Here is a 13,921-nt window from a genome sequence, read left to right as displayed (position 1 = left end):
GTCTTATTTTATAGTGCGCTAGTACAGCACACTACATAGATAGTATGAAGAGTGATTACTCGCCTTCAGCTTGTATTACAGCTTCAAAACCAGATTCAAATGCGGCATCAAATGTTGGGTAAGACATGTAATCTCCCGCTAAATAAACACCAGAGAAACTTGATTTTAATTGATGTAAACGGGTGAAGTAGCCTTTGTTGAAAACTGGGTATGCGTGGTAAAATCGTTTAATATCATACCCGCTGACCTTGTCTTTGATATCCGGAACTGCGGCGTTTAGCTCTGTGAAGATAATGTCCATTATCTCGGCGTCACTGTTTTTCAAAAGTGATTTATCAGCGACACCTTGAGGCGCTAAATACACACTGGCGATATATTCTTTGACATCGCTAAGCGCGGGGTTGTGATGTCTTTCTACCCATGTGGCATCATAAAGGTCGGTGATCACTTTCCCATCTAAAATGGCGAGGTCAAAGGCTTTGTTGAATATGGGAGTCTCAGAAAAAAGAGCTACAGTGGCATACTGTGCATAGTTAACTTGCTCCAGTATGCGAATCTGCTCGGCCGTCAGAACATCACTCGCAATATAAGTAGCAACCGGAGCGGGTGTTGCGACAATGACTTTCTCAGTAGTTAGCGTATGTACTTTACCGTCGACATTAAATTCTATCTGATAACCGGCCTTTATCTTGGTTATGTGCTTAACACTAGACTGGTAACGAATATGTTCATCAAGGTTTTTAGCAATGCTTGTTGCGATGGTGGCGATGCCAGTTTGCGTTGTCCAAGATTCTGAGTGGCCGTTTGTGTCTGGCTCCATTAAATCTGACACCTCTTCGACGTCGACATAATCAAAGATTGCTTCGGGAATGAAGCTTAAAGCGGATATATCCGTTAAATTGGCACCAAACAATCCTCGAGACATAACGTTGTATCGTTGCTGTATAAAGAGAGGGATTTGATTGTCATCAAGCCATTGTTTAGCCGTAATATTGTCGAGTTTACGTAACTCCCTAAATTTCAGATCTTTAGCAGTATTCAACAGTTCGATAAACTTCTGAAATTCTTGCTCTCCGGCTTGTTCAATGGTTAAGCGGGCCAACTCTTGGCCACCGATATACATCTCTCCTTGAAATAAACTGGCATCCATAGGTGTGGGTATCTCAACCATCGGGATCTTTAGCTCGTGAATAACGTCTGCTAAATAGCCTTCAGGCTTTCCAAGGTACTCTGTTCTTTTGGCGTAATGAAAACTTCCTCGGACTCCATTCTCTGCAATGCCCCCAGGGCGTGTGTTTCTCTCTAGAACAATAAACTCTTTATCCAAACTATGTAATTTGTAAGCGGCTGATAGACCAGCAGAGCCAGCGCCAATAACGACGTACTCATATTGGGGTTCGTCTGCAAATACGTTACTTGTGAATAGCGTCGTGGTTAATGCAATCATTGTTGATAGTTGGATAATCTTCATAGATGCCTGCTGCTTGAATCACTTAAATGTGAACTTAGATTTTCGACACAAATAAGTATAAACGAGGAGCGGTTACCAATCGGTTATCAGCATTTTAAGCGTAAGGTAGCGACGACACTTTCAGGTTGATAGTCAATGGAAAAACGATACCCTCGAGCAACGCATATTTTTTCGACCAGATACAAGCCATAGCCATATGACTCTATATCGTTAGCTTGCTCAAAATCCTTTTCATACGGGTTTTCGACAGTCATAACACCACCGTCAAGAACAACCAAAATTTGCCCGTCAGCACTGTACTGAAGCGCATTCCGGATGAGGTTGACGATAGCTAGGTGCACAGCACCATAGTTGTCCTGTATTTCGTATTCTGGCTCAATGCTACATGCGATTGAGAGCTCAGTGTTTCTTCCCTCAAGCAGATACTCATTATCCTTAATTACTTGATAAATAAGCTCGGACAAATCCACTCTCTCGGTACTGAGTGGCTGATTGTTTTTTCGGGAAAGCCACAACAACGTTTTTGCTAGATAATTCATATTGGAAATGGCGTAGGATATTCGGTTGTTAATTCTAGACACTTTTTCTTCAACACCTAATCTATCTAATAGCTCGACACTTGAAGAAATTATGGCAATTGGTGTTCTCAACTCATGGCTCATCGTGCTAAGAAATAGCTCCTCTTTCTCTATTATTTCTTTCTGCTTTTCTAAATTATTTTCGTAGCTTTGAACGATAGCAAGCAGCTCTTGATATTTGATTCTGTTATGGGGGATTGGTTGCGTCGGATCTGAGAGCCATAAAGATAGTGAACGTATAGGTTTTATTAGGATGTAATAAAACAATAGGAAAATCAGAATAATACTGGTGATCAGCAGTGAACCTGCCACGAGTAATTTGAGTGTATTCTCATACCAAATCGATTGCTCATATTGCATCTGGTTTTCTAACGTTTCAAGATACTCGGAGGTAATGAATACATCGCCTCGTTGATCTTTTAGGCGATACTTTAGGGCGTAGGCATACACATTTTCATTATCTAAATTCGTTAACTCTTTTTCGTATAAAGACTCAGAGCTCATGCTTTGCCATGGGAAGGCTTCTCGGATATAAGATGGAAGCTGATTAACATCGTGGTAAGCCGCTATTAACCCTCCTCGTTGAAGGCTAGCTAAATCTTGTTCTAGGGCGTTTTCTTCAATGAATAATCCATAATAGACCATCATATTTTTGGTATCGGTATGAATACTGGCCTTTTGAATCACGTACCCTAATACACAGAGAAAGATTAAAATGGTCACAAGAGATAGTGCTAAAAAGGTATAAATTCTTTTACGAAGGCTCGGCATATTATTATTCTCTCAGGGCGAAACCGACTTTAGGAACACTGTGGACAAGCGACGAAGAAAAAGGCTTATCGATAGCCTGCCGTAGCTTGTGAATCTGAACTTTCAGATTATTGTCGCTGGTTTCCTCGCCCCAAACCTCATGCTCTAACGTTTCCTTAGCCACCACATTTGGGCTGTGTTTTACAAGAGACTTAAGCAACTTCCAACTAAGTGGTGACAAACTTAATTTTATAGAACCACGGTGTGCCGTATGTGAAGCCATATCCACGCTAAGATCACCAATATGGATGACTTTCGATACTCTTCCTGTACTTCGATTCGCAAGGGCTTTTAGCCTTGCACTTAGTTCAGCCATAGCAAAAGGCTTCGTCACATAATCATCGGTACCCACCTGAAAACCTTCAAGCTTGTCATCTAATGAGTCTTTGGCGGTCATCATTAATATAGGAGTCTCAACGCCTTTGTCTCTCAATGATTGGCAGATTGAGAATCCACTCAACTTGGGAAGCATGACATCTAGAATGATGATGTCGTATTGGTTCTCCATCGCCAAACTAAGGCCAGTAATACCATTGTATGCAAAATCACATTCAATGTTATCAAGCTCTAGGTAATCGCTTAACGCAGACGCTAGAACTTTGTCGTCTTCAACCAATAAAACAAGCATGGTGGAACTTCCTAATCATTCTTATATTGATCTTTCCATTATATCACGCAAATAGTTCTTAAAAGGTTAACGGGGGCTCTCACTAAAAAGAACAAACATTTTTACACGTATGCTATCAATGACATTTCATTAGTAAGCTAACATCTCATATACGCCACTCACCTTTAATCCCAAAACGTACACGTCCCGATGGGTGTAAGACATTAGAAAATGTAGGGAAAGCTTTGCCGAGATTTATCGGATAGTAATCTCGCCACCTCATAATGGGGTAAAAGTGAGCTAGAAACGTGCTTTGCTCAGGGAACAAGCAAGCAAGGCGGTTGTTCGATTCAGTGTCACTACAACCGACACTAACCTAACTACATGTGACGCCTACGATTCTCTCCCTGCTTTATCCCCCTCTCATTGTTAATTGAATGTCAGTTTTTGGGTTCTCTGACATTCACCTGAAATTCAAACTAAGGCTATGAGGCAACATCCCAACCCTAAAGAATAATGTATGGTTAGGGATTAACTAATGGATCACCAAAATTTATTAGCCGTAGGGCTAATTGCACTTACCATTTCAGGATGTGGTGGCGAAAGTTCATCAGGGGAGGGCAGTAAGAATGCGAAACCGAGTCATTCGAGTAACCCTGGAGGATCATCAACAGTCACTGTTCAGCAGCCAGATATTAAGATACTCAAGAGCAATATGATCTTTGCTATTGAAGGTCTTGTTGAAAAGGGAGGGGCGATAAATCCATATTCATCGATTCCTGTTAACGCCAATCTTCCGGCATTTAAGGGGGGAGATACCCCAAAGGTTGATATAACCATTCCTGTACCGACGATCATCATCGATAACGGGAGTAATCTAGTTAACGATTGGCACTGTTACGAAGCCGTTGGATTAACCGCACAAAGAAAAAACCATCAGTTATTTGTTGATGGTGTCATTTCAGAATATCGATACGACATGAAAACCAACGCCTGCTCGAGCGAGAGTTTAGGAACGTATGTATTCAACAATGCTGTCTTTGATAACGCCTTAACGTTTGCAACGGTTGGAAGTGTGGTAACAAAAAACAAGAGCGGTATTGAGGTGAATTTACCCACTTACCAATTTATAGCATTGGCTTATGGTCACCAGTCAAAACAGCGATTTGGCGATGCATGGGAGCTGATGCAGCGAAACAAAATTGATGCAGCCGCAAAAGACGTAGGCGCTCGGATGTTTGCATTAGATGCGTCCTCTGGGAATATCCATTTGAATCTAGGTTCGCTCAATAATGATGCGCTTATCGACTTTGCCTCTCTGGATAAACACCAAATACTGAATGGCTCGATTTGGGGCATGGCAGGGCAAGGTGTCGCAGACGAAAAATGGTGCAAAATTGTGAATATTCCCGATGATTTAAGTCAGGAGAGTATCAAGTATCAATCAATCATTTCGACTAATTGCGCAAGGTCGACATTGCGCTACTGTGATTTGTTTGGCTCGTCATTTTCAAGTGGAAACTACCCATCAGTTCCACCGATCGCATGGGATAACGGCACGGCCAGCAATGCTCAATTGAATTCAGACGAGCAGTACCGAAGAAATGCACAAGGTCATTTCGTCGTCAATAGTGCCGGCCAAAATGCGTTTGTTTTATCTTCTAATACCGCCATAAGCCCTATCTTTGGTTACACAAGCCCAAGAAGCGATGGCAAGGTTAACGATGCGGGTCTCAATAGCTGGGCAGGCCATGCAGGGCACTGTCAAAATGTTATGAATAGTAAGCATACGAAAATGGGGATTGGGTATAAGAGCAGTAAAAGCGATTTAGCAAAGATGTCTTACTGGACTCAAGACTTTAATTAACCTTACCGAGACAATATCGCCTCTAATTCGAGGCGATATTGATGTCTAATAAAGCTGCATTTCCTCAACGAAATGAACGGCCCCTAAGGGGTAATCGGATTTGTTTGAGTGTGTTTGTGACTCTGGGTTTACTTACCTTACTATGTTTGATGGATTCAAATAACTGGCCGTTGAATGCGCCCGGCTGTGTAAGGTCGTGGCATAAACTGTCGATTAGGGATTTGTCTACATCCCACATAGTAAAAAGATGAACATAATGCCGCTGCTCGGTATCTTGCTCACCAATACTGGTGCTCTCTTTGGCAAGCGAATAACGGAAAATAATCTCCTCGTTTGGTTGGCAGAATATCAACGAGAGTGACAACGGAGTCCTTTGCAGCCACAACCCGTCCGGTAAGCCAGTGCCTTTATCGCGCCAATGCTCAGCGACTAATAATAATTGCTCGTAAGCATACTGCGCCATCCTTTGCCCTTGCATGGCAAGTTCTATCTGTTTCTGATAACTGTTCCGGGCAAAATATTCCCAAAGTACGATTGGAGAAAGGCCGTTGCGCGAACCTGCAAAAGTGGTGTCGGGTGAGCCAATGTATTCCGGGTTATCGGGAGGAGAAACCATGAATTTTTGCTTGGTCATGTAAACACCCGTCGGCCATGGTGCTCCTGGCCACTTATGTCCACTGGTGACAATGGAGTGAATCATCGCATTTTTGAAGTCAAAATTTGGCCCTGTGTTATCACCGTGATGGGCAAAATCGCTTTGGTATTCAGGGCACTCTTTTGCCATTTTTATGAAGGGTAGATAACTGGCACCAAGAGCGCCATCAACATGCACCCAGTAGCCAGTCCGGACTTCAAAGTCACTATTGGGATCTTGTGGGTCGATAGGCACTTCTCGTTGCCATAAGCCATTTTCTTTTAAAATGGGCTCTAACAGAGACGTTATTTGGTCTACATCATCATAAGCACCTTTGAAGGTTGTCCCACAATTTAACACCAATAAAATGGGATAGCCTTTTTGAGCAAAAAACGTGACGTATTTGACGAGTTTTTCAACGTCAATTGCGCCAGAACCTGCGGGAAGCTCAGGCGTTGGCATTTCTGATTCAACTTCTCTTGGCCAAGGTTTACCTGGTTCGACGGGGTTTTGATTAGGGTAAAGTCGGTTACCAAGATCGCCGAAGGTGTCGATTTTCTCAACCGCCATGGCCTTTACTATCGAGTAATGGGTATCTTCGGAAAAAAACGCCACCGGAGTGTAGGCATTGGTGTGTTTCGGCGGTGGGCAAGGGTAATGTGCGTATACCTCATTGTTAACCAAGGTTGCACCGGTGACCGTTTCCGACCTTATTTCTTCTTCTAACAACATCACACCGCTTAAATAATCCCGCGCATTGAGCATGGCATACAAGTTTCCTTCCGTACTGCCCATCGTGAGAACATAGCCCCAATAGCTTTCCGGATCTCCGGGTTGAAATTGGTCGTTCTTATCAATGTACGGACCTTGTGAGGGCCATCTGGCATTCCATAAACACGCAAAGTAATCGAGAACGGAGCGTTCAACACATTTTGAGTTAATGGTGTAGTTTCCGTTAACAAACGGGTCGCCGACGTTGTTTAGGCTAACGTCAAGAAACGGAGCGAGCCGTTTTTCATAACAGATGCTTTCTTCTGTTTGGTAGCCAAGAAAATGCTGTTTTTGAACATCCACATACGAAAGTAACTGTTGATAAACCTGATCTTGCTCTCCGGTGGTTTGTCCTATCGGAGGCAGCTCGACATCAAAGTTGTCAACGGCCTGCTCGGTGTAGTGAAAGTCATAGTTTCGTTCTGCATAAACCTTTGTAGGGTCTGCTGTTGGTGGGGATATTTTTCCTAACGCGAATTCTGGTACTTGCTCTATCCATGGCTTTCGCCTTGGGCCGTATTTGATTTTTGCCTTGTCACTCATAGTGTCGCTCCATGTTTTTAAGATTGTTTATTAGGAACCGTAGCGAGAGTTTTTTGCTACTTAGCCAACCACGAAATATTCGTGTACCGCTAACTATAGGCACTTTATTTATTATGAGGCCTAATGAATATCAAAATACCAATCAAAGTGCATATTTTTATAAAATTAATCGCATAAACGTTGATCGTTTACTTGCCAGCAACTAGAGTCTATTGACGGCTTAGTTGCATATAAGCAAACGGGTTGTCATGGCTAGGTGATAGATTGGTTTCAGTCCTCATGTGCTGATTGCTCAGTTACGTGAAATAAAAATAAATGACCAGCATCATCAAAATATCGCTCTAACACTTACGTAAACAGTGAGGTATAGGATGAATTTAGGTTTTAAATCGAGGATTTACTTTGGTGTCGGGGTACTCGTTGCCGCTTCACTCATCGTGCTAGGGACGCTTAATATACTAGCGATGAAAGACAACATGGTTGGCTCTCTGGTGGAGAAAACGTCAGACAAGCTCAGCTTCCATGTTACGGAGCTGGAACAGATGATGGCGTTTAAGAGTCTGGCTATTAAGAATGGAGCGAAAAGTTTTAATCGCCAACTGACGGGTGAGGACAACCAACGTTTAGTCGAACTATTGGCGCAAAGCTCGTCGTTCTCTAATGTCATCATGACGTATCAAGATGGTCGTGCGTTCATGTCGTTAGCCGGAGATAAACCGGATTTTCGTCAGCGTGATTGGTATAAAAATGCGAAAAGTGCCCGTGACGTTATGATTACTGGCGTGTATCAAGACCAAGTGACTCAAGAGAAAGTCGTTAGCGTCACGATGCCCGTAACTCAAGAGGGGCAGGCTATCGGTGTTCTGCTTGGTGATATACCGCTGGGTGAGGTGATAAGCGCGGTCAGTAATATGCGCTTTGCGGGTGGCGCGGCGACATTGACGGATAACAAGGCGGTATTTTTTGCCAGTGATGATCCCAATGATATCGGAAAAACCCCCTCTCAAATTAGTGCAAACTTCGCGGAGATGGAGCGTCAGTTTTTTTCTCAGCAATCCGGTAATTTGAGTTTTCCTTACCTTGGAATTCAGTTTGACGGCTATTTTGAGCGTGTAAATCTGAGCCCCGATATGTATTGGACGTTGATGGTATTTGTTGATCAAGAGAGCGCACTCACCGTGGTCTACGCCGCAATGTACGACTCACTGGTGACAGGTGGTTTGCTTCTGCTTGTCAGTTTCGGTGCGATTTTTGTTATTTTACAATAGGCTTATCGACCACTACTGAAATTGAAAAGTGCGGTGCTTGATCTTTCTCATGGTACGGGCGATCTCACTCAACGACTAAAAATAGAAGGCAATGACGACTTAGCTCAAATCAGCCAGGGCTTTAATCGATTTGTAGAAAACCTTCAAGAGATGATGCTGCATATCTCTCAAGCAAGTCAAAATATCTCGGTCAGTGCCAACCAGTTGGGCACGACGGCGCGTGAGAACGAAGCAAGGCTCGTGACTCACTCAAGTGAAACGGAACAAGTGGTTACCGCCATTACGCAGATGAGTGAAAGCGCACGGACGGTTGCTGAAAATGTGAATCAATCGAATCGCATTACGGATGAGGCAAGTAAAGAAGCGGAATCATCCTTGTCTATTGTCAATAATGCGGTCAGCACCGTCACTGCATTGGTCAGTGAAGTTGAGGGTATGTCTAATAGCATTCTTCGGATGAATCAAGACGCGAATAAAATCAGCAGTGTACTCAATGTGATCGGCGATATCTCTGAACAAACGAACTTGCTGGCGCTCAATGCCGCCATCGAAGCAGCTCGTGCGGGGGAGCAGGGTCGCGGTTTTGCGGTTGTGGCTGATGAAGTTCGTGCGCTTGCAGGCCGAACGCAAAACAGCACAATGGAAATTTCAGACATGCTTAATCAATTGCTGGGTGGAACTGAGACGGTTGTTAAAGCAATGGATTCAACCAAAATGCAGTGCCAAGAGACAGCCGACAAAACGGCGGAAGTGTCTGAGAGCTTGACGGTCATGAGTGCATCGGTAAATGAAATCGACGATGTGAGTACTCAGATTGCTGCAGCGACAGAAGAACAGAGTACGGTTGCTGAAGAGCTAAGTCGTAATATGCTGTCGATTCGAGATATTGTTGAATCATTAGTAAGCAGTGGTCAGCATACCGTGCAAGCGACCCAGCTACTTAATGATACGAATGACGATCTTAAGCGCCAAGTGGCGAATTTCAAATTGAGTTAGTGCTGAGTATTGGTCTTTATGAGCGATAGTAAAGGCGGCTTACCTTCTGGTTAAGCCGCTTTTTTACATGTGTAGAGATGAAAATCTTCAGGCGATTCGATGGATTATGCTGCTCTATGTAGCTTTGGAGTCAGTTACATTTGCGTTTATTTTCTAAGCGAACCCTTAGTACACGATATAAATAATGTTGTTGAAATTATCTGGCAGTGATTCTGTTATATAGCGTTAAGAACCAGGGAGTCTATAAACTATTTTGACCTCTAATGTTACAGAGCATTGGCGGTTAAAATTGACTATTGCTGAAGGTGAAGTTTAGTGATTTACTTGGCTTTCTTAAGTAACAGAGGTACAAAAATTAATGGACGACCCCTTTAGTCGACTGAACACTTCACCACGCTTCCACTCCTCGGAGGCATCACTATGATAGAACTATTTCTACAACCAGAAACCTGGGCAATATTCGTAACGTTATTCGCACTCGAAGTCATACTTGGGGTCGATAATGTTATTTTTATTTCGATACTTTGCGAACGATTGCCACAACAGCAACGTAAATTAGCCCGAAACTTAGGCATTGCCTTAGCGGTAATGGCTCGAATTGTCTTGGTCTTTTCTATTTCTTGGTTAATGTCTCTTACCCAGCCACTAATGAGTATTGCAAATCACGCGTTCACAGGCCGAGATCTCATCATGATCTTTGGTGGTGCGTTCTTGCTCGGTAAAAGTTTGAAAGAGCTGTGGGGTTGGTTAATGCATACAGAAATGGGGCATTCAACCTGTGTAAGGACTGGGCTTGCTGTGGTATTACTTCAAATCGTCGCTGTCGATGCCGTATTTTCGATGGACTCGGTGATCACGGCGGTAGGCTTAACTAATGATATTCCTATTATGATAGCCGCGATTATTTCATCGGCCTTCGTTATGGTGTTAACAGCAGAGAAGATTAATAACGTAGTAACAAAATATCCAGGTTTTAAAACCTTGGCGCTATTGTTCTTAATTCTACTCGGCGGCTTGTTAATGGCAGAAGGCTTCGCGATTCATGTGAATAAAGGCTATATCTATTTTGCGATGGCATTTGGTTTGGCTCTAGAGCTTTGCCATATTCAATTGAAGAAAAAACAGCGCATAAACATCGTTAAAATTCGTCCATTAGTCGACGTGTCTTAGTTCACGTTAAACGTAGAGAAAGGGGAGGTTAATCCTCCTCTTTCTCATTAGGCAGTGAGTAACTATCAGAATGTTGGTCTAGTTATTTAGGACAGGTTCAGTTCCATATCGATGCGATGCATGCCGAGACCCCACCCATCCGGTATTTCACAAATTTCTAGTGCGCCGTACTTAGCAAAGAATGGCGCGGATAAGTGGCTAGCCGCAATTTTTATTTGCGTTAAATTTAAGCTTCGAGCTGATTCTATCGCCCTGCTTAAAAACTCATGGCCAATTCCTATGCCTTGAGCGCTAGGAGAAATCAAAATCCAATTTAGCTCACGAAACTCCTGATCACTTCCACATAAGCCATAAGCACCCACGATATCATTGTTGTAAACGCAGACGTCATACCCTTCTGGGTTATTCTCCAAAAAAGCAGCGTAATCTGCTCTTTCATTTTCGGCAAAATAGGTAGGGCAGTTGGCATCAAAAATACGAAGACACGCATTTTTATTACTTGGTGTAAAAGCCTTAAAACTGATATGAGATGGCATGGTATTTCTCCAAATTAATGGCATTGTTGTCATTTGATTAGATACTAACAAGGCTTTAATTGTTTATTCATTAACATAGGTTAAGACTCACTCTATTTCATAAAACAAATCTCGTATCCGCTTGAACGGCTTCTTCAGGGAGAGGTTGATCAAGGCTGGAAAACCGTAAAAGTAGATGTGGAACGAATGAGATTGCTCAATCAATAATTCATCGAATAGGCCGAGGCTAATGTTCGTTGTTTCTGTTGAGGAATAGGTGGGTAAACCTACCGTCCGTTTTGTCGGAAGGTAGGTTTGATTTATTGCTGCTAGGTTTCGTTTTGTTGTTTCAGCTAAGTGAAAATAGCTTGGCTAGTTTCTTCTGGTTTTTCTTGCTGAATCCAATGACCACTATCTAGGTTAACGACGTCTACATTTGGCACGAACATCGGTAACCTTTCCGACGGTGGGATCACATCCCGCTCTCCATAGATCATCAGACTAGGGTGGATGATTCGAACGAAGACACGAAAACCTCCAACTCTTGATTGCTCATTAATGGTTCCCCAGACGTTTTTTTCTTTTTAGTTTGTCCTTTCTAATCCTGCTTTCTAATCGTCATCGTGTTTAATCGGCATGGCTGCGATACCTTGACCCATCTTTGCCATTTTCACTAACGTCTCTGGGCTATCACTGCGAATGTGCTCGTTTACTTTAATTTTCATGATTTCCTTTCCATCATTAAATCGCCACACCCTCATTCCCTTTGACGAAATCAACAAACCTATCTGACACTGAGACGTTAACTGAAAGGTCAGGGTGCAGATCTAGAAAACGACTGAGTGGTGTAGCCAGTTGTTGAACGCTAAATGCGTTGGGTACAGAGAGAGTCAGAACCCCGGATACACAAGCGTGTTTTATTGCGTTAACTTCAATCGGCGCGATGTTTTTTCATTTTCGATTTGATACATGGAAAGAAGCCATACCTTCGGGTGTGACACTTTTGTTGTCTCTTTTGCTTCTCTCACCGTTATTAGAAAGGGGTATGCATTCATTGCAAGGCTAATGCGTAGGGGAAATGCTGAGGGTTACCTGATTCATGTCATTACCTTACCTTCCGACGGCTCGAAGGGTAACTTTGTTTTAAGCGCTGGTGGCGTTGATTTTACTTTGTTGCTTAGCCAATCGAGTATGGATTGGTTTGTTTCCTTCGGCTTTTTTTGTGTTTCGGAAGGGCTATTAATACTGAGTGTGTTATCACCAAAGTAAGAGTAGGGTCGCTTTAGGTGGGACGGTAACGTATTAACTTAAAGTGAATAAAAGAAAAGCAGAGTGATATCACTCTGCTTTTAGGTTGGTCAGTTCGATTTGTTAGTCAACGAAATTGATTACTTAGCGCGTAGCTCATTAATGACATCAACGGCATTGATTAACTGTTTCTGTAGGCTCGGGGCGTCTGTATTTGTGTACCAATCGGATAGGTAGATTACAGAATAGCCGGACTTCGTGTCAGAAAAGCCAGTTTGACCGAATGAGCCATGCGAGTAGATGATCTCCTCATCGAGCATTGTGTAAGACTGCATGTCATACGTCGTAGGGCTAGCTGCGGCAAAGATATCTTTAACTACAGGGGTTACATTTAATACGTCGTTAGAAGGGTCTTTCAACTCTTTATAGAAAGAACTCCCTGCTTTTCCTTGCGCAATATACCCTGTGAATAGTGCGTAATCGTATGCGCTTATGTTGATGCCATACGCAGGAGACGTTGTGCCATCGGACGTTTTAGCAATTTGAATTTCGTTGTTGCCACCGTAACTGTTGTGCAGGTCAGCAAGCAGTTGCTCAAATGGTTTACCTTCCACTTTTGCTACAATAAGCGCTAGGGTGTCAGAGTTTTGGTCGGTGTAATCCCAGTTAGTGCCACGCTTGTTTGGTGTCGCTTTAGCAGCCTTAATTGCATTCAAGTGACCGATCGGTTCACCCGCATTTTGCAGTCCGATTTCTTTCTCCCACTCGTAGCCATTAGAGCCAGGGGTGTGGTAGTCGCTAAGTGGTTCAATACCGGAGTTCATTGTCGCTATTTCGCTGATGGTCGCTTCTCCGATTATAGAACCTTCCAATTCAGGTAAATAAGTTTTGGCTTTCTCATCAAGTGCAATTTTTCCAGAGTCGACGGCATGGCTTAACAGTACACCCACGTAAGTCTTAGCTGCTGACTGTAAGTTATTTAGCATTCCAACTTTAAAGCCATTATCGAAATGCTCCGCTAGAACTTTACCGTCTTTCATTACTACGAAAGCTTTCACTTGTGTATCGATCAGGTCTTTACGTAGTTCAGGGGAGATATCAAAGCCACCAACGCGCTCTACTTGTACTGGGTTAGCAGATGCAGGTAGTTTGTGAACGCCATAGCGTAAGAAGTCTTCAATATGCGCCGAAGCATAAGTGTAGTAAGGCCATTGTTGGAATGCATCCGCTGGGATCTCTTCAACGGCATAACCTTCGTAAAACTTAGACAAAGGGACTGCGTCTGCGGCCGAGGCGGTAGTGGTAGCACCAAAAGTCGTTGCTGCCAGAATTGTTGCTAGGACTGTATTTTTCATCTTCATGTTTTTGCCTTTAGTATCGTGATCCACCGATGCGGTCGATATTCAGTTAGTCGTAATCAAAGCAGACTTATGTGCAACGTTA

At 43.1% G+C, this 13,921-nt stretch carries 9 protein-coding genes and 2 pseudogenes; 3 read left to right on the top strand and 8 right to left on the bottom strand.

Annotated features, from left to right (window positions below; genetic code table 11):
* Positions 1 to 55: 55 nt before the first annotated feature.
* The 3 genes from VTAP4600_RS19275 to VTAP4600_RS19265 form a co-directional block, all read right to left on the bottom strand.
* Positions 56 to 1,471: a flavin monoamine oxidase family protein gene (locus VTAP4600_RS19275; RefSeq protein ID WP_102524411.1), complete on the bottom strand. Its 1,416-nt coding sequence runs from the start codon at positions 1,469 to 1,471 to the stop codon at positions 56 to 58.
* 86 nt (positions 1,472 to 1,557) lie between these two features.
* On the bottom strand, positions 1,558 to 2,820 hold the full coding sequence (locus VTAP4600_RS19270) for a sensor histidine kinase (protein WP_102524410.1): 1,263 nt from the start codon (positions 2,818 to 2,820) through the stop codon (positions 1,558 to 1,560).
* Between the two features lie 4 nt (positions 2,821 to 2,824).
* The gene (locus VTAP4600_RS19265; RefSeq protein ID WP_102524409.1) at positions 2,825 to 3,487 is read right to left on the bottom strand and encodes a response regulator transcription factor; all 663 of its coding nucleotides are present in this window, start codon (positions 3,485 to 3,487) and stop codon (positions 2,825 to 2,827) included.
* Between the two features lie 517 nt (positions 3,488 to 4,004).
* Here VTAP4600_RS19265 and VTAP4600_RS19260 point away from each other — a divergent pair.
* The gene (locus VTAP4600_RS19260; RefSeq protein WP_102524408.1) at positions 4,005 to 5,333 is read left to right on the top strand and encodes a CAP domain-containing protein; all 1,329 of its coding nucleotides are present in this window, start codon (positions 4,005 to 4,007) and stop codon (positions 5,331 to 5,333) included.
* A gap of 64 nt (positions 5,334 to 5,397) precedes the next feature.
* Here the strand turns inward: VTAP4600_RS19260 and VTAP4600_RS19255 are convergent, their stop codons facing one another.
* The gene (locus tag VTAP4600_RS19255; protein ID WP_102524407.1) at positions 5,398 to 7,281 is read right to left on the bottom strand and encodes a PLP-dependent aminotransferase family protein; all 1,884 of its coding nucleotides are present in this window, start codon (positions 7,279 to 7,281) and stop codon (positions 5,398 to 5,400) included.
* A 371-nt stretch (positions 7,282 to 7,652) separates the two neighbouring features.
* On the opposite strand from VTAP4600_RS19255, the pseudogene VTAP4600_RS19250 reads away from it, so the two are divergent.
* Together VTAP4600_RS19250 and VTAP4600_RS19245 are read left to right on the top strand one after the other, a co-directional pair.
* Positions 7,653 to 9,545: pseudogene (locus VTAP4600_RS19250) on the top strand (methyl-accepting chemotaxis protein).
* Between the two features lie 420 nt (positions 9,546 to 9,965).
* Complete coding sequence (locus VTAP4600_RS19245) at positions 9,966 to 10,715, top strand: TerC family protein (RefSeq protein ID WP_102524406.1); 750 nt, start codon at positions 9,966 to 9,968, stop codon at positions 10,713 to 10,715.
* A gap of 86 nt (positions 10,716 to 10,801) precedes the next feature.
* Here the strand turns inward: VTAP4600_RS19245 and VTAP4600_RS19240 are convergent, their stop codons facing one another.
* The 4 genes and pseudogenes from VTAP4600_RS19240 to VTAP4600_RS19220 all read right to left on the bottom strand — a co-directional run bounded on the left by VTAP4600_RS19240 (position 10,802) and on the right by VTAP4600_RS19220 (position 13,833).
* The gene (locus VTAP4600_RS19240) at positions 10,802 to 11,251 is read right to left on the bottom strand and encodes a GNAT family N-acetyltransferase (RefSeq protein ID WP_102524405.1); all 450 of its coding nucleotides are present in this window, start codon (positions 11,249 to 11,251) and stop codon (positions 10,802 to 10,804) included.
* A gap of 332 nt (positions 11,252 to 11,583) precedes the next feature.
* Positions 11,584 to 11,706, bottom strand: coding sequence for a hypothetical protein (locus VTAP4600_RS26550; protein ID WP_269459955.1), 123 nt, complete (start codon positions 11,704 to 11,706; stop codon positions 11,584 to 11,586).
* A 156-nt stretch (positions 11,707 to 11,862) separates the two neighbouring features.
* A pseudogene (locus tag VTAP4600_RS26755) lies at positions 11,863 to 12,148 on the bottom strand (type 2 periplasmic-binding domain-containing protein); the annotation flags it as partial.
* Positions 12,149 to 12,618: 470 nt separating this feature from the next.
* Complete coding sequence (locus tag VTAP4600_RS19220) at positions 12,619 to 13,833, bottom strand: serine hydrolase domain-containing protein (RefSeq protein ID WP_172443179.1); 1,215 nt, start codon at positions 13,831 to 13,833, stop codon at positions 12,619 to 12,621.
* Between the last annotated feature and the right edge of the window lie 88 nt (positions 13,834 to 13,921).

This window comes from Vibrio tapetis subsp. tapetis, from assembly GCF_900233005.1.
In the GTDB taxonomy this organism is placed as follows: Bacteria; Pseudomonadota; Gammaproteobacteria; order Enterobacterales; family Vibrionaceae; genus Vibrio; species Vibrio tapetis.
Note: the sequence above shows the minus strand (reverse complement) of the source record. Positions and strands in the feature narration are given on the sequence as shown.